This window comes from Mesorhizobium sp. B2-3-5 (assembly GCF_006442395.1).
Taxonomy (GTDB): Bacteria; Pseudomonadota; Alphaproteobacteria; order Rhizobiales; family Rhizobiaceae; genus Mesorhizobium.
Window position 1 is genome coordinate 1 of record NZ_VFVX01000060.1, and the last position, 19293, is coordinate 19293.

Consider the following 19293-nt stretch of genomic DNA (forward strand, 5'->3'; position numbering starts at 1 on the left):
TGAGGACCGTCGAGGTCGACCTCCATGATCTCCAGCGGCTTTCCGGCGGCGACGGCGACAGCGGCGCGCGTTTTCATTCTTCCTTCTCCCCAAACTTCATTTGCCAGGCCGTGCCCGGACTCTTCTGAAAATGACTATGCTGCGGCCCTGGCCGGTCCTGCCGGGAACACGCCCGACATAACGGTAAATCCCTTGATGCGCTTGACGCGATCGCACCAGCGGCGGATCGCCGGATAGTCCTGGCGCGGGATGCCCCCCTCCTCCGACAGGATGATGTAGGGGAAGCAGGCGATATCGGCGACGGTCGGATGACCGGCCGGGCAGATCCAGTTGCGGCCTTGCTGCTCGCCAAACCATAGATGCTCGTCGAGGATGCGGAATAGCCGATGCGCTCCGGCGCGCGCGGCATCGATGTCGAAATCGTAGAACAGCGCATCATGCAGGCGGGCGGCGGACGCCGTTGCGGTGATACTGTCGGCAAAAGCCAGCCACTGGCTGACTTCGCCAAGCAAGTCCGGATTGTCTCGCGGGTACCAGGTGCCGGACGGATCGTATTTCGATGCGAGATAGACCAGGATTGCCTGGGCGTCGCGCAGGATCAGTCCACCATCCTCGATGACCGGCAGTTGCCCGAGCGGATTGAGCTTCAGGAACCATTCCGACTTGTGCTCGCGACCGGGATAGAAGTCCACCGGCACGGTCTTGTACTCAATGCCGAGGAAACTCATCAGCAGCCGCAATTTGTAGCAATTGCCAGAGAGTTCGTAGTCGTAAAGCGTGATCATCGGCATCCCCTAGATGTCCAGCACGAGGCGCGCGGACTTCGCTCGCGACACGCAGGTCATGATCTTGGTCCCTGCCTTCCTCTCGGCGTCGTTGAGATAGACGTCCTGATGGTCGGGCTCGCCTTCGATCACCGCCGCCACGCAGGTGCCGCAGGCGCCCTGCTCGCAAGATGACGGCACCTCGATGCCGTTCTCGCGCATGACCTGCATGATCGTCTTGCCGGCCGGTACTTGCAGCGTGACGCAGGACCGCGCCAAAGCGATCTCGAAGCTCGAGCTGTCATCGATCTTGTTGGTGTTCTTGAAGTACTCGAAATGCACTGCCGTATCCGGCCAGCCTTGCTCGGCCGCGATCTTGCGCGCGGCTTCCAGCATCGGTCCGGGGCCGCAGATGTAGAGATGCATGCCGTTCCGGTAACCGCCGAGAACCTGTCGAAGCTCGGCGCCGGTCGCGTCCGGCGACAGCCCGAGATGCGGCTTGAGCGCATCGCCGAGTTGCTTCAGCCGGTCGGCAAAAGCGAGATGCTCTTCGCCTTGGGCAAAATAGTGCAGCTCATGCGTCAGGTCCTGGTTCTTCAGCGCCTGCGCCATGGCGAGCAGCGGCGTGATGCCGATGCCGCCGGCGACGAAGATCGTCTTGATGGAGTCGCGGCGCAACGGGAAGTTGTTGCGCGGCTCCGAAATCGCCAGCACATCGCCCTCGCGCACAGTCTCGTGCATGCATTTCGAACCGCCCTTCGAATCCCGTTCCAGCTTGACGCCGATGACGAAACTGTCGGTCTCGCCGGGCCCGTTGGTAATCGAATATTGGCGGACCTCGCCATTTGGCATGTGCACGTCGATATGCGCGCCGGGCTGGAAAGTGGGCAGAAGGCCCTTGATCGGGCGAAGCTCGAAGCCCGCGATCCCTTCAGCGGCCTGCCATTTCCTCGCCACCGTGACGCGCAGCGCCGCCCTGCGGCCATGCGTGGTCAGTTCCGGCATTTCGGCAAGCTCGGCCGACACCCTTTCATAGACCGGTTCGAGCGGTGCGGGCGCCGACGCGTTGGCCGCCTCGCGCTCCGCCTCGTCGCGCAGCTTCGACAGCCGTTCATTGTGGTGGCGCAGGATGGCGATGCGTAAAGCCCCCTCGGCATCCTGGTCGAGCACGCCGCGGATGACCGAGCGGTTGGAATCGACCGGCTGAACAAAGAAGACACCATGCGTCTGCACGTTGCCGTCGCGCGAAAGCAGCGCCACGGCAAAATCCTGAGCGGCCTCGACCAGGGTTTCGCCACCATCGCCATCGATCGCCCCATTCGGCTGAAAGCGGTAGGCCTTCAGCCGTTCGACGACCCGGTCGGCCGGCGCGTTGACCGGAATCCCACGCAAAGCAAGGAGCTTGCCCTCGGGGAGGCTGGCGATGACGGGCACTTCGCCGCGCGGCTCTTCGGACGACCAGACCAGGCCGTAGCGCTCGACGGCCGGAAAGGTGCGGTTGGTGATGGTGCGGGCCGGCGCGTCGGCCGGATGTGCGGGGATATAGGTGCAGCCGGCTGTGCGGTTCGAATAGCGCCAGCCGTGATACTGGCACTTCAACTCGCGGCCGTCATTGATGCCGATCGACAACCTGACGCCGCGATGCAGGCAGCGGTTCTCCCAGATGTTGACGTAACCGTCGTCGGCACGCCAGACGGCGAATTCCCGGCCGAGCAATTGGCCGTGGAACACATGGCGAAACGGCAGGTCATGGGCGGCAGCGATCGGATGCCACTGGCTCTTGGCTACTTCCAGCATTCGTCGTCTCCAAAAAAATGTCTTGTCAGGCCGCAGCCGGAATGACCCCGTAGGTCACGCCCTTCTGGCTAAGCCAGCGCCGGTATGCGATGGCGGACTTGTCGGCACGGATCGGAGTTTCGGCGCGCGGATCGAGCGGCAGGCGTTTCGGCACCTGGTTCTCGAGGATCGGCTTGTCCTGGCCGAAGATCGTCTGCTGGAAGCGCTTGATCACCTTGTCTTCATTATCCTCGTCGAGCACGCAAAGCAGCATGTGCGCACGTACATGCTCCTGATCGACCGGCTGCAGGAAGATGGCGATCACGTCGCGCCGGGCCTCGTCGACCGGGCTCGATTTGTAGAGCACCGAGCAATAGGGGTGCGGCACGCGATAGACGTAATCCACGTCGGCGCCACCATCGGAAGCAGTCGAAGCCATCGGCTGGAAGAAGCGGCAACGGGTAGCCAGGATCTCGTCACGATCCACCGAAATCTCGACATCGTATTCCTTCACTTCGGTATGCGGTTCGACGCCGAGAACGTCGGTGTGCACATAGGGAAAGTGGCCCATGTCGAGAAAATTTTCGATGGCGCGAGGCGCCGAGACATTGACGCCAAAGGTTGCCGCATTGAGCTTGCGGCGATCCGGCTCGCCATATTCGGGGATCGGGAACAGATCGGCTGGCGGCGACCCAAGCGAGGTCCAGACGTAGCCATAGGCGCTCCTTGCCGGAAGCCTGTCGACGCTCGGAACCTGATCGGCCCAACGCAGATCCGACCGCGAGCGCCAGACAATCGGCTCTCCATTCGCATCGACCGTGAAACCGAGGCGTTCCTCAAGCAAAACTGTTTCCTGGATAGCCCCGGGGGCGGCCTCGGCGATCGCACCGACAGGATGCCAGAGATTGAGAATCACAGGATCGGAGCATTTTGTCATCGTGTTACCTTTGAATGCCGTTTTGGACGTCATCAGGATTGTGCCGGTATGGCGCCGTAGGTGACGGCCCGATCGCGCAGCCAGCGCCGGTATGAAACCGAGACGGCGTCTGCTCGGATCGGTGTTTCGGCGCGCGGATCAAGCGGCAGGCGCTTGGGTACCTGATTTTCCAGGATCGGCTTGTCCTGGGCGAAGATGAGCTGCATGAAGCTGCGCACCGTTGCCGCCGCCATGCCTTCCTTAAGATAGCAAAGATAGGGATGGGCGATGCAGTTCTCCTCGTCGACCGGCTGCACGAACAGAGTGATCACATCGAGCCGGTTCTTCTGGATCGGATTGCTCTTGTAAAGCGCCACCGTATAGGGCCGGATCACCTTGTAGATGTAGTCGACGACAAATCCTTCCTTGGCGGTCGGCGAGGCGATGGGCTGATAGAATTTGCATTCGGTCGCCAGCACCTCGTCCTGGGCGGTGATTTCCACCTTGTAGGGAGCCACTTCCGTATGCGGCTCTTCGCCAAGCCAGCCGGTGTGGATGAATGGGAAATGGGCCATGTCGAGAAAATTCTCGACGGCCCGAAGGCCGGACACCTTGACCGCGATCGACCCGCCACTGACGAGATGGCGGTCGGCCTCGTTGGCCTCGGGAATGTAGATGATGTCGCGCCAGGGCTTGTCGAGACATGCCCAGATGAAGCCGTAGCGCTCAGCGCTCCTCAGCGCGGCGCCGGTATCGGTGCGCACGACATCAGTCCTGTCGCGACGCCTGCGCACCACGAGGTCGGCCCCCAGCAGACGTGTCGGAAATGGCGTATCCGGACTGAGCGATTCCTGGTCGGCGACAACATGCCAGTCATTCAGAAGCTCGCGATCGACGCAGCGGGTTGCCATCGGCTTCCCTCCCAACTCGGCTAGCCCTTCACCATGAACCTAGCCCGGCGTTTCGAGATCACGAAACCACAAGATTGGATATCAATCAATAATTTTTTGTCGGCCAAATTCGTTTTTTGTGTTGACAGAATTCGGTGATTGACTTCCGATACATGAAATTCTGAATTCGGGATATGTCGCATCCCAACGAGGCACGTCGTCACCACGGAGAGCCCGCTGATCATGCCCTCGAAATGGCGGAGAGCCACGCCTTGACCAGCCGTTCCCAGACGATCGCGGATACACTGACACGCGCCATCATCGATCACCGTCTGGTTCCGGGATGCAAGCTCGGCGAGCGCGAACTTGCGGAAATATTCGACGTCAGCCGCATCGTGGTGCGCCAGGCTTTGATACGGCTTGCCGACGATGGACTGGCCCAGATCGAGCGCAATCGTGGCGCCTTCGTCGCCAAGCCGAGCATGCAGGAGGCGATGGAAATCTACGACGCCCTGACGCTTGTCGAACAGGGCGTGGCCGCCCAGCTCAGCGACCGCCTTGGTCCGGCCGGTTGGGCGGAATTGCGCCAGCACGTCGAACGTCAGCGCCAGGCGGTTGCCGCCGGCAACGATGCGTTGGCGGATGTGCTCGGGCAGGAATTCCACACCGTTTTCGTGCGTCTCAGCCGCAACAAGGTGATGCAGGAAATCCATGCGCAGCTCGTGCGCCGCACGACGCTGCTGCGCTCGCTCATCACCGCGGATTTCGACTATTGCAATCTGCTCGACGATCATTCGCGGGTGGTCGACCTCTTGGAAAAGGGCCGCCTGAAACAGGCCATGGACCTGATCGACACGCATCACCGCACGGTGGTGCGCGGCTACATCATGGACCGTGAAGTCTTTGCGGAAATGACGCCGGCCGAGGCGCTGGCACCTTACCTTGACGGCAAGGCCGACGGTGCAACCCTGGTGCCATCGAGGAAGCCGGCAAGGACATCCGGAAATGGCGACAGCGCGGGGCACGTGCACGTCCATCTCCCCAAAACAGACCGGGCATCGACAAGCCGGGCATCAACCAAAAAAACCAACAGAGGGTTACCAACATGAACGACCTGACAAGACGCGGATTCCTCAAATACAGCGGCGCGATCGGCGCCGCGCTCGGCGCCGGAGGACTGAGCACCATCGCGCGGGCCCAGGAGGTGCTCAAGATCGGCGTCGTCTATGTCTCGCCGGTCGCGGAGATCGGCTGGACCAAGCAGCACAGTCTTGGCGTCGACGCGATCAAGTCGCAATTCGGCGATAAGGTCGCCCTGACCGTCATCGACAACATCTTCATGCCACAGGACGCGGAGCGCATCTTCCGCGAGCTCGCCAGCGCCGGCAACCAACTGATCTTCGGCACCAGCTTCTCGCACGGCACGCCGATGCAGAAGGTGGCGCCGCGCTTCCCCAAGATCGCCTTCGAACATTGCTCGGGCATCGTCCATCTCGCCAATCTCGGAACCTTCGAGGCCAAGTACTACGAAGGCACTTTCGTAGCCGGAGCGGCGGGCGGCTACATGTCGAAATCGGGCAAGATCGGCTTCATCGGCGGCTTTCCGATCCCCGATATCGTCGGCCCCGCCAATGCGCTGCTGCTCGGCGCGCAAAGCGTCAACCCGAACGCCACCTGCAACGCCATTTTCCTCAATTCCTGGTTCGATCCGGGCAAGGAGAAGGAAGCGGCCAAGACGCTGCTTTCACAAGGCTGCGACGTCATCTGTTCGATGACCGATACCGCGACCGGCGTCCAGGTTGCCGGCGAAGGCGGCGCCTGGTCGATCGGCTATGCCAGCGACATGGCCAAGTTCGGCTCGGGCAAGCAGCTGACCTCCTTCGTGCTGGACTGGACCAGCGACTATGTTGGTGCCGCCAAGGCTGTCGCCGCCGGCAGCTGGAAGCCGGAAGTGCGTTGGGACGGACTGGCAGCCGGCGTCGTGAAGATGGCCCCCTATAATGACGGCATGCCAGCCGACACCAAGGCCAAGCTCAAGCAGCTCGAGGCCGACATCGGCAGCGGCAAGGTGCACCCTTATGCCGGCGAGTTGAAGGACCAGGACGGCAAGGTCAAGGTCGCGGCGGGATCGGTTTTGACCGACGACGGCATTCGCGGCATGAACTGGTTCGTCAAGGGGATGATCGGCAAGCTGAGCTGATCGCCATCGCAGAGCCGGGAGACGCCGAAGCTTGACTTTCGGCGTCTCCTTGCCTGGTTCCCGTCCAACCTTGCTTCACGCCACGGCAGGACCCGCCATGCATCCGCGACTAGAATTGCGCAACATCTGCAAGCGCTATCCGGGCGTCATCGCCAACGACGACGTCTCGCTGTCGATCCAGCCCGGCGAGATCCACGCCGTGCTCGGCGAGAATGGTGCCGGCAAATCGACGCTGATGAAAATCATCTATGGCGCGGCACAAGCCGATTCCGGCGAGATTTTTTGCGACGGCAATCCGATCGCGGCGCACAATCCAGCGATGTCGCGCTCGCTCGGCATCGAAATGGTCTACCAGCACTTCGCGCTGTTCGAATCCGTCTCGGTGGTCGAAAACATAGCGCTCTCGACAAGCAGCGCCTTTCACTTGCCCTCGCTTGCCGACAAGATCCGTGAGCTTTCGCTTCGTTATGGCATGCCGATCGACCCGCACCGCCAGGTGCACGATCTCTCGGTTGGCGAGCGCCAGCGTGTCGAAATCGTGCGTTGCCTGCTGCAGGCGCCGAAGCTTCTGATCCTCGACGAGCCGACATCCGTGCTGACGCCGCAGGCCGTGGTCAAGCTGTTCGAGACGCTTCGGCAGCTCGCGGCCGAGGGGTGCAGCATCGTCTATATCAGCCACAAGCTCGACGAGGTGCAGGAGCTCTGCGACTCCGCCACGGTGCTGCGGAACGGCAAGGTCACCGGCACCGCTCGTCCGAAGGAAACGACATCGCTCGAGCTCGCCCGCATGATGGTCGGCTCGAAGCTGCCGGAAATGCATGTCAGCCCCTCTGTCCCAACCGAGAAGCCGGTGCTGGAAGTCAGGAACCTGTCGGCGAAAGCAAGGGACCATTTCGGCGTTGACCTGGAGGACGTGTCCTTCGCCGTGCATGGCGGCGAGATCGTCGGCCTGGCGGGGGTCTCGGGGAATGGCCAGGCCGAGCTGATCGCCCTGCTCAGCGGCGAACGCACGCATGAGCAAAGCGATGCGGTCAGGATTGGCGGAACGGCTGCCGCCCGCCTGCGTCCCGACGAACGCCGCAAGCTCGGCCTAGCCTTCGTCCCGGAAGAGCGGCTCGGGCGGGGTGCGGTGCCATCGCACACATTATGGGAAAACACGGTGCTGACCGCACATCGCTTCGGCACCGTCCGCAACGGATTGGTCAACCGGCGCAAGGCCAGTGGTTTCGCCGCCGGCATCATCGACAGATTCAAGGTCAAGGCCAACGGCCCGGAAGCAACCGCGCAGAGCCTGTCCGGCGGCAATCTGCAGAAATTCATCGTCGGGCGCGAGATCGCGCTGGCGCCGAAACTTCTCATTGTTTCGCAACCGACCTGGGGTGTCGACGTCGGTGCAAGCGCCTTCATCCGCCAGACCATCCTCGACCTCAGCCGCGCCGGCGCGGCGGTGCTCGTCGTGTCGGAGGAACTCGATGAGCTGTTCGAGATTTGCGACCGGCTTCTAGTCATCTGCCAAGGACGTGTTTCACCACCGCTGATGCGCAAGACGACCGATCGCGAGGAGATCGGACTGCTGATGACCGGCAGAACGATGAGCAAGGACACGATGGCAAGTGGGAGTGGCGACGTTGCGCTTCAGGATTGAACAAAGACCCGAGCCTTCCACACCGATGCGCATCGCCGCGCCGCTTGTGGCGGCGGTTTTGACACTGGCCGTGGGCTCGATCTTTTTCGCTTCCCTCGGGCACGATCCGCTGCCGACGCTCTATGCCTTCTTCGTCGAGCCGCTGAACTCCATGAACGGATTGTCGGAGTGGCTGCTCAAGGCCTCGCCGCTGATCCTGATTGCTTGCGGGCTGGCGGTCGGCTTCCGCGCCAATGTCTGGAACATCGGCGCCGAAGGCCAGTTCACCATGGGCGCGGTTGCCGCCAGCGGCGTCGGACTGTTCTGGCCGAACCCGGAGAGCGCGCTGCTATTGCCGCTGATGTTCGTCGCCGGCATGGGCGCCGGAATGGCGTGGGCAGCGATCCCCGCCTTCCTGCGTGCCCGCATGAACACCAACGAGATCCTTGTCACGCTGATGATGACCTATATCGCGACGCTGTTCCTGTCCTACCTCGTGCATGGGCCGTGGCGCGACCCGGCCGGCTTCAATTACCCGCAAACCGCGCTGCTGCCGGCGGCGGCGATGTTCGGATCCTTCGATCCGGCCTATCGGCTCAATCCTTCGATCTTCATCACCATCGCGGCTGTGTTCCTGATGTGGCTGTTCACGGACCGCAGTTTCATCGGCTATAAGATGTCGGTAAGCGGCGCGGCCCCCCTTGCCGCGCGCTATGCCGGCTTTCGCGAATCGGCCGCGGTCTGGATTGGCCTTCTGGCGGGAGGTGCCGCGGCCGGCGTCGCCGGCATGGCGGAAGCCGCCGGACCGCTCGGTCAGCTCTCACCGCAGATTTCGCCGGGCTACGGATTTGCCGCCATCATCGTCGCCTTCATCGGGCGGTTGAACGCCTTCGGCATAGTGTTGGGCGGGCTGTTGATGTCGCTGCTTTTCCTGGGGGGCGAAGGCGTGCAGATGACGCTCGGCCTGCCCTCGGCGCTGACGCGCATTTTTCAAGGCATCCTGCTGTTCTTCCTGCTCGCCGCCGATTTCTTCATTTTCTACCGCGTTCGCCTGGTACGGCCGGCCCGAGATGCGCATGCACTCGAGACGGCACGATGAGTGAATTTCGGTTTGCGCAGGAGACAGCCTGATGGATCTCTTCATCGCCATCTTCACCGGCACCATCATCGCCGCCACGCCGCTGATATTCGCAGCGCTTGGCGAGCTCGTGGTCGAGAAGTCCGGCGTGCTCAATCTCGGCATAGAAGGCATGATGCTGATGGGCGCCGCCCTCGCCTTCTGGGCCGTCACCGCGGGCTATTCCATGCCGGTCGCGATCCTTGCCGGCGCGTTGGCAGGCGCCGCCGCATCGCTGCTGTTCGGCGTGCTGGCGCTGACCTTCCTGACCAATCAATATGCGGCCGGTCTGGCGCTGGCGATTTTCGGCTCCGGCGTGTCCGCCTTCCTCGGGCGCGGCTTCGGCAGCGAACCGATCGAAGCGCTGCATGGCGTCAACATCCCGGTTCTGTCCGACCTGCCACTGATCGGGCCGCTGCTTTTCCGCTTCGACCCGATGGTCTACCTGGCCCTGCTGATGTTCGTCGCCATAAGCTGGTTTCTCTACCGCACGAAAGCCGGCCTCGTTCTGCGCACGATCGGCGAGTCGCCACAGACGTCCCATGCGATCGGCCATCCCGTGATCAGGATACGCTATATGGCGGTGCTGTTCGGTGGCGCGATGGCCGGCCTGGCCGGCGCTTATCTTTCGGTGGCATACACGCCCCTATGGGTCGAGAACATGACCGCCGGCAAAGGCTGGATCGCGCTGGCACTGGTGGTCTTCGCCACATGGCGGCCGCTCCGCATCCTGCTTGGCGCATGGCTGTTCGGCGGCATGACCATCCTCCAGCTGCAAGGACAGGCGTTGGGACTGGAGGTGCCGTCCGAACTGTTGTCGGCCCTGCCGTATCTGGCGACGATCGTCGTACTGGTCCTTATTTCGCGAAATCGCCAAATGCTTGCACTGCATTTTCCAGCCTCGCTCGCGAAACCATTTCGGCCGGCAAACTAAGGCCCGGCCCATAGGCCGCGCATGCAAGATGTCCGCCACTTGGCGAGAAGACCGCCAGGAGGTCGCGGCAGGCCAGAATTCGGCAGTAACAGCGCCGGAAATCCAGCCCGGATGCCTCATCCGGGAGCCTGATTGGGGTTTGGAGCCTAATGCCTGACCATGCCGGCGTCGACATTGAGCGTCTGGCCGGTGATCCAGCGGGCGTCGTCGCTCGCCAGGAATGACACCACATCGGCAATGTGCTCTGGCTGGCCCTTGCCCTTCATCGCCTGCAGCATCTCGACGAAACCGAACGCCTCGTACCGCCCCCGTCACCGCGGCTTAGCGCGGGCCAAGTTCGGCGACCAGATCCTGCGCGGTGCATCGCGCGGCCTGATGAAGATCGCGGGCGGTGTGCGCCTTTGACCGGCGTACGAATTCATCATGCTCGTCGGACGCGAGGGCGGGTTATGCGTCGGTATGCACGGCGATCGAACCGCGCTCCACCAGACGAGCCGTCAAGATACGGTGCTCGAAAGGCATCATGGCCTCGGCCAGCCTCTTCAAGAGGAGTTCCGCGGCTGCCGCTCCAATCAGATGCGCCGGCTGCGCTATGGCGGTGATGCCTTGGGCTACGAACTGCATCCAATCGAGATCGTCGAAGCAAAGCAACGATACGTCTCCCGGAATCGCAAGTTTCAGTGCGGAAGTCGCCTCCAAAACCCCAGTCGACATCACACCATCGGCGGTAAACAGGGCAGACGGCGCATCGCGCATCGTCAACAGATCGAGCGCCTCCTTGCGGGCTGCCTCGCTCGAATAAACCGCCACGCGACGGATCAACCGCAGATCCGGCTTGATGCCCGCGGCACGATGGGCTTCCAGATAACCCAATAGCCTTTGCCAGCTTGGATGATGATAGCGAACATCAGCGCTGGAGAGATCGGTGTTTGCCACAAAGGAGCCGACATCATCGCGCTGGCCGGGCCCGAGTTCCGCCAGTATGGCGATGCGGCTGTGGCCGGCCGCGATCATCGTCGCGATGCCGCTGCGCGTTGCAGAAACGTTGTCGACCACCACTGAATCGGTTTCCAGATCCGCCGCGACGCGGTCGAACTGGACGACGGGACAGCGGGCCGCGATGGCCTCCCGCAGATGATCCGGCTCGTCCACGAAGGTCGATGAGACGATCAGTCCGTCGACCTGCTTTTCCAGCAGCAGCTGAACCGACTCCCGCTCGAGTTCGGCATTTTCGTCACTGTTCGTAACGATGACACCGAAGCCGCCGCTACGCGCGACATCCCCTATTCCGCGCAGCACGCTCGCATAGAATGGGCTTTCGATGTCGCCGACCACAACTCCGATGGTCTGCGTCTTGCCGGTGATTAAACCCTTGGCCAGGCGGTTGGGGCGATAGCCCAGCGCGGCTGCGGCGGCGCGCACTTTCTCCTGAACTTCGGGGCTGCTGTAGCCGTAGTCACCAAGTACGCGCCCCGCCGTGGCGGAACTCACCCCGGCCCGGCGAGCGACCTCGATGATGGTTGGGTTTTTTGATGATCTTGGAGTCACTCACCAAGCCTTGCCGCCCATGGATGCATCGTGAAGAGACGAGCTAGCGGCAGCAGCCCCTGTCCCGCAAGGCTGAAAACCGCGTCACCCGAAGTTGCGCACATCATTGCAATCACAACACCTCGGACAGAAAGCGCCGGAGGCGTGGGCTCTGCGGATTGTCGAAAAGATCCTGCGGCCGCCCTGCTTCGACGATCCGGCCCTCGTCCATGAACACAACCTGGTTCGCGACCTTGCGAGCGAAATTCATCTCGTGCGTGACCACGACCATGGTCATTCCCCTTTGCCCAAGGTCGGCCATCAAATTCAGGACGCCTTTCACCAGTTCCGGGTCAAGTGCGCTGGTGACCTCATCGAAAAGCATGACTTCGGGTTCGAGCGCCAATGCCCGCGCAATAGCCACCCGCTGTTGTTGTCCGCCCGAAAGATTGGCCGGCCGGTGATCCTTGCGTTCCAGCAGCCCGACCTCCTGGAGTCGTTCCTGGGCCAAGCGGTCGGCCTTTTCGCGCGACACGCCTTTGACCTTGCGCAGTGCCAAAGTGATGTTGGCGAGGGCACTGCGGTCGGGAAACAAATTGAACTGCTGGAAAACCATGCCAACGCGCCGGCGAAGCTGGTCAGGCGTCGACTTGTGAATGCTTTCGCCATCGAGCAGAATATCCCCCGCGCGACATTCGACGAGCCGGTTCAGGCATCGCAGCAATGTCGATTTGCCCGACCCGGATGGCCCGATGAGGCACGTGACAGTCCCTGGCTCTACTTTCAGACTGACGTCATGCAGGACCTGAAGGCTGCCATAGGCCATATCTATGTTTTTGACTTCGATGCCGCCGCCCTTGAAACGCGTCGTCGCTGCCGCGGACGACTTCGCAACGTCCGGCGCACCGGCTTCGGCAAGCTCGGCGACTTCCTTGAGCCCGCTCTGCACAGCGACGATGCGCTTGCCAACGCGCATGCGCGCATCGATATAGTTGACAAGGTGGGTCAAAGGCACCGTGATCACCAGGTAGAATACGCCCGCCAGCAAAAGCGGTGAGAGGTTGCCGGTTAGGACGGCCTGATCTTGCCCCACCCGAAACAGTTCGCGTTCCGAAGCCAGGAGGCCGAGGAAGTAGACAAGGCTGGAATCCTTGACGTTGCCAATGAATTGGTTGACCAGCGCCGGCAGCACGCGGCGGATGCCTTGCGGAATAACCACCAGCCTCATGCCTTGGCCATACGTCATGCCGAGAGTCCGCGTGGCGTCGAGTTGCCCGCGCTCGACGCTCTGAATCCCTGAGCGAAAGATTTCTCCGATATAGGCCCCGGCAATCAGGCTAAGCGCCAGAATGCCCAAAGGATAAGGTGACGGACCGAACAAGTCGCGGCCCAGCCGGGCAAACCCTTGGCCAATGATCAGGATCGTGACGATGGCGGGCAGCCCGCGAAAGATGTCGGTATAAATTCGTGCAATGAGCTTCAGCGGCCAGCTTTCGGAGATCCCCATCACGGCGAGCACCATTCCGATGAGCGTGCCGAACAGGGTCGACGCGATCGCCAGGATCAAGGTGTTTTTCAGACCCACCATGATCATGTTGGGCAGGACGTCCACCATCGCCTGGAAGTCCAGGAAGCTGCGCGTGAATGTATCGAGCCAGCTCATATTCAATCCCACCTGAAATGCAACCGGGCACGTCGCTCACGAGCCCGGCCGAAAAGCATTGATGAAAGACGCCCCGCGGACTACTTCTTGGGCAGATACTGGTCCGGCATCGGGGTGCCTGGGAACCACTTTTCGTGCAGCCGTTTCCAAGTGCCGTCGTCCATGGCCGCGCGCAGTGCCTTGTTCAGTGCCTCGCGAAAGGCGTCATTGCCCTTTTTTACGACGAAGCCCGCCGGCGCATCGAAGGATGGCACGTTCATCGTTATCTTGAGGTTTGGATAGCGCTCCACATACTGCTTGGCCGATTCATAGTCGGTAAAGTGGCCGTCGATCGTCCCGTTGTTCAGCGCCGCCACGGCGGAATTGTTATCGGGGAATTTGACGATGTCGCCCTTCAGATTTTTCTCGGCATAGATTTCCTGAAGCGTGCCCTGGATTACTCCAATGCGCTTTCCCGCGGTGCTCTCATTGCTGGTCAGAGCCGGATCGGCAGAGATGATCGACAGATAACCAGCCAAGTATCCGTCGCTGAAATCCACGGTCTTTTTTCGCTCCGCCGTTGTTCCAATGGCCGCGACACCGACATCGAAGCGACCGCTCGCAACGGACGGCAACAGCGCCGCGAAATCTTGACCGGTGAAGATCACCTGGTCCTCTTTGAACCCGAGCCGCCGCGCCACGTCTCGGAAGAGTTCGGCATCGAAGCCGGTGAAATTTCCGTTGGCGTCGGTGAAGACGTAAGGCCTCGCGTCACCCATGGTACCCACACTGATCACCGCAGGATCGATCAGGTTGTAGGGATTGTCCGCTGCCTCTGCTCGCGTCGAGGCACCCAACGCGCCGAGCCCTGTCACCAGGGCGATAGTCAGCGCCAGACCGCATTTCATCAATCGGCGCTTGCTCGAATTCGTTTGCATGTCTTCTCCTCACATCTATGGGGCCGAACCCGGCCCGCGATCCCACTCGACGTCTCATTCATCGACCGACGCTCTCTGGCGGCGTCCGGCTCGAAAAGTGAGAACGTTCTCACTTTCTAGCATTGTCCTTTTCTTGCGTCAATTGTTCCGGAGAGCCCCGCAATTCTTGAGCGCGCTGCGCTCGGAGCAGGATTTCGGACGTGACCTCGCCTATATCGATCGCCGCCGCATGGCCGACCGCCCCGTGGTACTGGCATGTAGCCGCCGCTGCCTCGGCGGCTTGGGCGAGAATGTCCCGAGGCGCCTCTTGCTTAAGCAGGCCGAACAGCGTTCGGGCGATGAAGGTGTCGCCCGCGCCCAGCGTGTCGACCGGTTCGACGAGTCGCGCCGGGACACGGCAGGAGACCGAGTGGCTGCGAAGCAGCGCACCGGCCCGACCACGCGTGACAAGGACCCATTTGGAACCGCATGCAAGCAATTCGGATGCAATTGCGTCCGATTCCTTGTCATCGAGACCGTCACCCGACACAGAGGCCAGGTAGCAGTAGCGTCCGACCGAATAGCGATGCTCCGCTTCCCGCCGTGTCGAAAAATCATAAGAAACCAACGATTTACTGGCAATCTCCGGTATCCATGCATCGAGCCCGCTAGACTGACCGATGTGGGTGGCCTGAAAGCCCGAGAGAAAATCGAGATCTTGTCGGTTCGGCGTGAACATCGATACGCCGAGATCGAAGGTCAGGAAAATCCGATCGGCATTGTGGTGACCTATGAGGCAGTAGGCGGTAGGACCGTCGAGGCGGCGCAGCCGACTGACGTCCACGCGCTCCGATGACAGCGCGGTGTGGATCAGGTCCCCGGCCCGGTCTCTGCCGATCGCCCCGACATATGCCGCCTGCCCGCCGAAGCGGCTGACATTGACCGACACATTGAGGCAGTTGCCGCCAGGATACATCTCGCCCCGGGCAAGATAGCAATCGACAACGTTATCACCCATCGCGGCAATCTTGACCATGGCGGAACTTTCGGTTTATGAATATGAGAACGTTCACACAATGACTGCTGTTTGTCAATTGTGCGCCGGCCTCAAGCTTTCCGAACGAGACGAGGATGCTCATGATTTCCGCACTGCCCGCCGATGTAGAACGCGCCCTGGCCGCCACCGCGGGCAGGCGGTTTTCGCATCTATTTCTCGTGGCGTGCGGCGGCTCGCTCTCCATCATGATGGCAGGAAAATACTTCGTCGACCGTCACAGCGGCACGATGGCCTGCGACATCTACAATGCGGATGAATTCGTCTGCCGTGATCCACGGCGCTTGGGACCCGATACGCTCGTTGTCCTTTGCTCGCAGACCGGAACCACCAAGGAAACGGTGCGCGCTGCCAATCATGCGCGAGATCGAGGCGCCACGACGATTGGCATGACACTCGACCAAACGTCGCCGCTTGCCCGGGCGGTCGACCACTCGGTCACCTACCAGGCTTCCTATACGACCGGCAAAACAATCGATTCAGCCTACAGCAACTACGGAGTGCTCTACATGTTGCTCGCTGGCCTGATCGATGATCGGGAGAATGCCGGACTGACCGCCGACCTGCTGACCAGCCTCGGCCATCTCCAGCCGGCGATCGATCGTGCGCACCGGATCTATGAAGACCGGTTTCAGGCCTTTGCACCCCGCTTCGCGCCGCGCAAGGCAATCTATACCCTCGCCAGCGGTGCCAGCTATGGCGCGGCCTATTCGTACGCCATCTGCGTCTTGATGGAGATGCAGTGGTACGACTCGCAGGCCATACATGCCAACGAGTTCTTCCACGGGCCTTTCGAGCTGGTGGACGAGGATGCAGGTTTCATTGTGATGTTGGGGCTGGACGAGACGCGGCGCCTCACCGAACGCGCGCGCGACTTTCTTTTCAAATATGGCAGCCGTGAGAACATCCTGCTTGTGGACGCAACGGAACTCGATCTCACGGGCATGGCAGATCGGATCAAGCCTTATCTCGTGCCCCTGGTTTTCTTCGACACTCTATGGCGGTTTGCCTACAAGCTGGCCGATCTGCGCGACCGGCCGATGCTTGAGGGCCGGCGCTACATGAAGAAGCTGATGGACTACTAGATCGACCGTTCTTTGCCCCATGTCGGCATTCCCCATTCCTCTTCCGCGTAGAAGGAAATCTCCATGACCGCATCCCCAAAGCCGCGCCAGGTGGTCGTCGTCGGCGCAGGCATCTTTGGTGTCTCCTCCGCTCTGCATCTTGCTCGTCTTGGCCTGGATGTGACGATCGTGAACGATGGTGCGCCGGCCAACGGGGCCTCGGGCCGTTCACTTTCCTGGCTGAACTCGGCGCGGCGCGCCGACACCGCCTATCATCGCTTGAGGCTCGCTGGCATCGACCGCTATCGCACGCTGGCCGCCACAAAGCCGGAAACGGCATCGTGGCTCCGCTTCGACGGCGGCCTGACTTGGGATGCGGACGAGAACACAAACCAGATCGTCTCGATCTGCCAACTGGAGCAGGACATCGGCTATGACGCCCTGTTGCTCAGCCCGGCGGAAGTTGCCGCCGTGACGCCCGGTGTCAATGCCGGTGCGATCAGTCCACAGGGCGCCATCTTCAATCCTGGCGAGGGATGGGTCGACTTGCCCGCTCTGATCGATCGGCTGCTCAACGATTTCCGCGCCAAAGGCGGCAAGCTTGTCGAGGACGCCGGACGCGTGCGGATTGATGTTACGGGGGGCCGCGCTCGCGGCGTCGTTACCGCTGGCGGCGAGCCGCTAAAGGCGGATTCAGTGCTGCTTGCCGTTGGCCCAGCCACTCCCGCAGCGCTCGCCGAGATTGGCGTTCATGTCCCCGACGCCACGCCGATTTCGCTGCTCCTGAAAACCCAACCAATCAAGACCGACCTTCGTGCCGTTCTGAACACGCCGCGGGTGGCGGTGCGGCCAACGCCCGGTGGTGCGCTTGTTTTGGATTCGGCATGGTCGGAGGAAGAGGTCGTCGCCAACTCGGACGGCACCTACACCGTGCACGACAGGACCGTCCAGGGACTGCTCGACGAAGCCAGTGCAGTGCTCGACGGCAATCCGCGGCTCCAGCTCGCCGCCTACGCCGTTGGCCCGAAGCCTATCCCCGGCGACGGCGAGCCGGTGCTTGGAGAACTCGAGACCGTCCCTGGTCTCCACATTGCCTTCAGCCACAGCGGCGCCACGCTTGGACTGATTGTCGGCGAGTTGCTTGCCCGCGAGATCGTCTCGGGCAATCCACACCCAATGCTCGCAACCTTCCGCGCCAGCCGTTTCAGCTAAGCCGGTGACAAGACAGCCGCAGTTCCGGCGTGGCCGATAGCAGCGACCGATAAAGGAAATGATATGAGTGACGTAAACCTTTTTGTCTGACGGGAGTTGTTCGTTCTCCAAATCAGGAGACAGCCATGCGGATGAAATCGGAAATCGCCGGCGAGGCGGCCAAGCAGCGTCACATCCAGCGCAGCATCGATGCAAAGGACAAATCGAGACCCAAAGCCAAACAGCAAGGCGCCATGCAGGCAGGCGCGCGAAATTACCCCGAACCGCCCTTCCCCGAGCAGCACCAGCCAAAGCCTGGGCATGAGTGGGCGATCGAGCCCGCTCCGCTTTACGACGCGCCCTACTACCTCGGATCGAAAAAACTCGACGGCAAGGTCGCCTTGATCACAGGTGGCGATTCCGGCATCGGCCGTTCCGTCGCGGTTTTGTTTGCCCGAGAAGGCGCCGACATTGCAATCGTCTACCTGGCGGAGGACAAGGACGCCCAAGAGACAAAGGAGGCTGTCGAGAAGGAGGGCGCAAGCTGCATCCTGGTGAAGGCCGATGTCAGCAAGCGTGAACATTGCCACAGGGCGGTGGCGGAGACGGTTGGAAAATTCGGGCGGATCGATGTGCTGGTCAATAATGCGGCTTTCCAGATTCACTCCCAGGATTTCAGCGAACTGACTGAAGAGCATTTCGACACCACGCTGAAGACCAATCTCTACGGCTATTTTCATATGGCTCAGGAGGCCGTGCCGCACATGAAACCCGGCTCGGCCATCATTAACACCGGCTCGGTCACGGGTATCGAGGGCTCGAAGGCGCTGGTCGACTATTCCATGACCAAGGGCGGCATCCATGCCTTCACGCGAGCGCTCTCTGGCAGCCTGATCGGCAAGGGCATACGGGTGAACGCCGTGGCGCCGGGTCCGGTATGGACGCCGCTCAATCCAGCGGACAAGCAAGCAGATGATGTTGCGAAGTTTGGCGCCGACACGCCGATGAAACGACCGGCGCAACCGGAAGAACTCGCGCCCGCCTATGTGTTCCTCGCCTCGCCGCACTGTTCGAGCTACATCACCGGCGAGATATTGCCGGTCGTCGGTGGATATTGACAGAGCGGCTGGTGTGGCGAAGACCAGATGATCCTCACCCCAGCGGCGAGGAAATGCGCGAGCGGACATGCACTGGCGCATCGATCTCAGCTCTACGCCGTCGGACATGAGCGCTTGCCATTCAAGCCTGTCTTCAAGTCTTTTTGCCTGCCTCTAACTCGCCCCGATCTTGACAGGGCGGTGCTGCCGTCCGATGCCGTCATCCGTTTTTAACATTCGCCGACTCTTGCCTAAAAAACGAAAGCTCGATGATCCAGGGCAATGCTACCGTGGGCGGTGTGGTCCCGATGATGTTCCTGGCGGACGATGGGCCGACGAAGGAAATCGCCGGCTATGTATCTGGGCTCCTGTTCTACCTCCGAACCAGGCGCGGATAAGACGGCGTGGCGCATCATCCCCTGGTTTCGATCGTGATGCCTGCGCACAACGCGGAGGTGACGCTGGCGCAGGCGCTCGATTGCCTCCTCGGCCAGGACGTTGCTGATTGGGAGGCGATCGTCGTCGACGACGCCTCCTCCGACCGCACCCCGGCGATCATCGCTGGCTATGTGGAACGCGA

General features: G+C 61.6%; 17 protein-coding genes and 1 pseudogene. 9 read left to right on the forward strand and 9 right to left on the reverse strand.

Annotated features, from left to right (window positions below; all coding sequences use genetic code 11):
* Positions 1-134: 134 nt before the first annotated feature.
* From FJ958_RS30480 to FJ958_RS30495, 4 genes are read right to left on the reverse strand one after another with little or no spacing between them, the layout of a single operon-like run.
* Positions 135-785, reverse strand: a complete 651-nt coding sequence (locus FJ958_RS30480) for a glutathione S-transferase (RefSeq protein ID WP_140749542.1) — start codon at positions 783-785, stop codon at positions 135-137.
* A 9-nt stretch (positions 786-794) separates the two neighbouring features.
* Positions 795-2561, reverse strand: coding sequence for a Rieske 2Fe-2S domain-containing protein (locus FJ958_RS30485; protein WP_140749545.1), 1767 nt, complete (start codon positions 2559-2561; stop codon positions 795-797).
* A gap of 25 nt (positions 2562-2586) precedes the next feature.
* Positions 2587-3510, reverse strand: a complete 924-nt coding sequence (locus FJ958_RS30490) for an aromatic ring-hydroxylating dioxygenase subunit alpha (RefSeq protein WP_140749548.1) — start codon at positions 3508-3510, stop codon at positions 2587-2589.
* Complete coding sequence (locus FJ958_RS30495) at positions 3510-4367, reverse strand: aromatic ring-hydroxylating dioxygenase subunit alpha (protein ID WP_140749551.1); 858 nt, start codon at positions 4365-4367, stop codon at positions 3510-3512. The genes FJ958_RS30490 and FJ958_RS30495 overlap by 1 nt, the downstream gene beginning before the upstream one ends.
* Before the next feature lie 251 nt (positions 4368-4618).
* Here FJ958_RS30495 and FJ958_RS30500 point away from each other — a divergent pair, with 251 nt between their 5' ends.
* The 5 genes from FJ958_RS30500 (at position 4619) to FJ958_RS30520 (ending at position 10221) form a co-directional block, all read left to right on the forward strand.
* Positions 4619-5455 carry a GntR family transcriptional regulator gene (locus FJ958_RS30500; RefSeq protein WP_140749554.1) on the forward strand — a complete coding sequence of 279 codons (837 nt, stop codon included), beginning with the start codon at positions 4619-4621 and terminating at the stop codon, positions 5453-5455.
* Positions 5452-6546, forward strand: a complete 1095-nt coding sequence (locus FJ958_RS30505; protein ID WP_140749557.1) for a BMP family ABC transporter substrate-binding protein — start codon at positions 5452-5454, stop codon at positions 6544-6546. Before FJ958_RS30500 ends, FJ958_RS30505 begins: the two co-directional genes overlap by 4 nt.
* Before the next feature lie 97 nt (positions 6547-6643).
* Complete coding sequence (locus FJ958_RS30510; protein ID WP_140749560.1) at positions 6644-8191, forward strand: ABC transporter ATP-binding protein; 1548 nt, start codon at positions 6644-6646, stop codon at positions 8189-8191.
* On the forward strand, positions 8175-9269 hold the full coding sequence (locus FJ958_RS30515) for an ABC transporter permease (protein ID WP_140749563.1): 1095 nt from the start codon (positions 8175-8177) through the stop codon (positions 9267-9269). Before FJ958_RS30510 ends, FJ958_RS30515 begins: the two co-directional genes overlap by 17 nt.
* A 31-nt stretch (positions 9270-9300) precedes the next feature.
* A complete protein-coding gene (locus FJ958_RS30520; protein ID WP_140749565.1) occupies positions 9301-10221 on the forward strand; it encodes an ABC transporter permease in 921 nt (306 codons plus the stop codon).
* Positions 10222-10367: 146 nt separating this feature from the next.
* Here the strand turns inward: FJ958_RS30520 and FJ958_RS30525 are convergent.
* The 5 genes and pseudogenes from FJ958_RS30525 to FJ958_RS30545 all read right to left on the reverse strand — a co-directional run.
* A pseudogene (locus FJ958_RS30525) lies at positions 10368-10520 on the reverse strand (SDR family oxidoreductase); the annotation flags it as partial.
* A 148-nt stretch (positions 10521-10668) separates the two neighbouring features.
* Positions 10669-11769, reverse strand: coding sequence for a LacI family DNA-binding transcriptional regulator (locus tag FJ958_RS30530; RefSeq protein ID WP_140749568.1), 1101 nt, complete (start codon positions 11767-11769; stop codon positions 10669-10671).
* 112 nt (positions 11770-11881) lie between these two features.
* On the reverse strand, positions 11882-13411 hold the full coding sequence (locus FJ958_RS32505) for an amino acid ABC transporter permease/ATP-binding protein (protein WP_140749571.1): 1530 nt from the start codon (positions 13409-13411) through the stop codon (positions 11882-11884).
* 80 nt (positions 13412-13491) lie between these two features.
* Positions 13492-14298, reverse strand: coding sequence for an ABC transporter substrate-binding protein (locus tag FJ958_RS30540; RefSeq protein WP_140749585.1), 807 nt, complete (start codon positions 14296-14298; stop codon positions 13492-13494).
* A gap of 139 nt (positions 14299-14437) precedes the next feature.
* Positions 14438-15343 carry a PfkB family carbohydrate kinase gene (locus FJ958_RS30545; protein ID WP_140749574.1) on the reverse strand — a complete coding sequence of 302 codons (906 nt, stop codon included), beginning with the start codon at positions 15341-15343 and terminating at the stop codon, positions 14438-14440.
* 95 nt (positions 15344-15438) lie between these two features.
* Here FJ958_RS30545 and FJ958_RS30550 point away from each other — a divergent pair, with 95 nt between their 5' ends.
* The 4 genes from FJ958_RS30550 to FJ958_RS30565 form a co-directional block, all read left to right on the forward strand.
* Positions 15439-16446, forward strand: a complete 1008-nt coding sequence (locus tag FJ958_RS30550; protein ID WP_246679847.1) for an SIS domain-containing protein — start codon at positions 15439-15441, stop codon at positions 16444-16446.
* A gap of 63 nt (positions 16447-16509) precedes the next feature.
* Positions 16510-17637, forward strand: coding sequence for an FAD-binding oxidoreductase (locus tag FJ958_RS30555; RefSeq protein WP_140749576.1), 1128 nt, complete (start codon positions 16510-16512; stop codon positions 17635-17637).
* 125 nt (positions 17638-17762) lie between these two features.
* Positions 17763-18734: an SDR family oxidoreductase gene (locus FJ958_RS30560; RefSeq protein ID WP_140749579.1), complete on the forward strand. Its 972-nt coding sequence runs from the start codon at positions 17763-17765 to the stop codon at positions 18732-18734.
* A gap of 413 nt (positions 18735-19147) precedes the next feature.
* The coding region (locus FJ958_RS30565) for a glycosyltransferase (RefSeq protein WP_246679849.1) at positions 19148-19293 on the forward strand (146 nt) is incomplete at its 3' end.

Bases quoted from the DNA above. Each gene is read 5' to 3' on its own strand.
- FJ958_RS30480 (WP_140749542.1), bottom strand. From the start codon at position 785: ATGATCACGCTTTACGACTACGAACTCTCTGGCAATTGCTACAAATTG.
- FJ958_RS30485 (WP_140749545.1), bottom strand. From the start codon at position 2,561: ATGCTGGAAGTAGCCAAGAGCCAGTGGCATCCGATCGCTGCCGCCCAT.
- FJ958_RS30490 (WP_140749548.1), bottom strand. From the start codon at position 3,510: ATGACGTCCAAAACGGCATTCAAAGGTAACACGATGACAAAATGCTCC.
- FJ958_RS30495 (WP_140749551.1), bottom strand. From the start codon at position 4,367: ATGGCAACCCGCTGCGTCGATCGCGAGCTTCTGAATGACTGGCATGTT.
- FJ958_RS30505 (WP_140749557.1), top strand. From the start codon at position 5,452: ATGAACGACCTGACAAGACGCGGATTCCTCAAATACAGCGGCGCGATC.
- FJ958_RS30510 (WP_140749560.1), top strand. From the start codon at position 6,644: ATGCATCCGCGACTAGAATTGCGCAACATCTGCAAGCGCTATCCGGGC.
- FJ958_RS30520 (WP_140749565.1), top strand. From the start codon at position 9,301: ATGGATCTCTTCATCGCCATCTTCACCGGCACCATCATCGCCGCCACG.
- FJ958_RS32505 (WP_140749571.1), bottom strand. From the start codon at position 13,411: ATGAGCTGGCTCGATACATTCACGCGCAGCTTCCTGGACTTCCAGGCG.
- FJ958_RS30540 (WP_140749585.1), bottom strand. From the start codon at position 14,298: ATGAAATGCGGTCTGGCGCTGACTATCGCCCTGGTGACAGGGCTCGGC.
- FJ958_RS30545 (WP_140749574.1), bottom strand. From the start codon at position 15,343: ATGGTCAAGATTGCCGCGATGGGTGATAACGTTGTCGATTGCTATCTT.
- FJ958_RS30550 (WP_246679847.1), top strand. From the start codon at position 15,439: ATGCTCATGATTTCCGCACTGCCCGCCGATGTAGAACGCGCCCTGGCC.
- FJ958_RS30555 (WP_140749576.1), top strand. From the start codon at position 16,510: ATGACCGCATCCCCAAAGCCGCGCCAGGTGGTCGTCGTCGGCGCAGGC.
- FJ958_RS30560 (WP_140749579.1), top strand. From the start codon at position 17,763: ATGCGGATGAAATCGGAAATCGCCGGCGAGGCGGCCAAGCAGCGTCAC.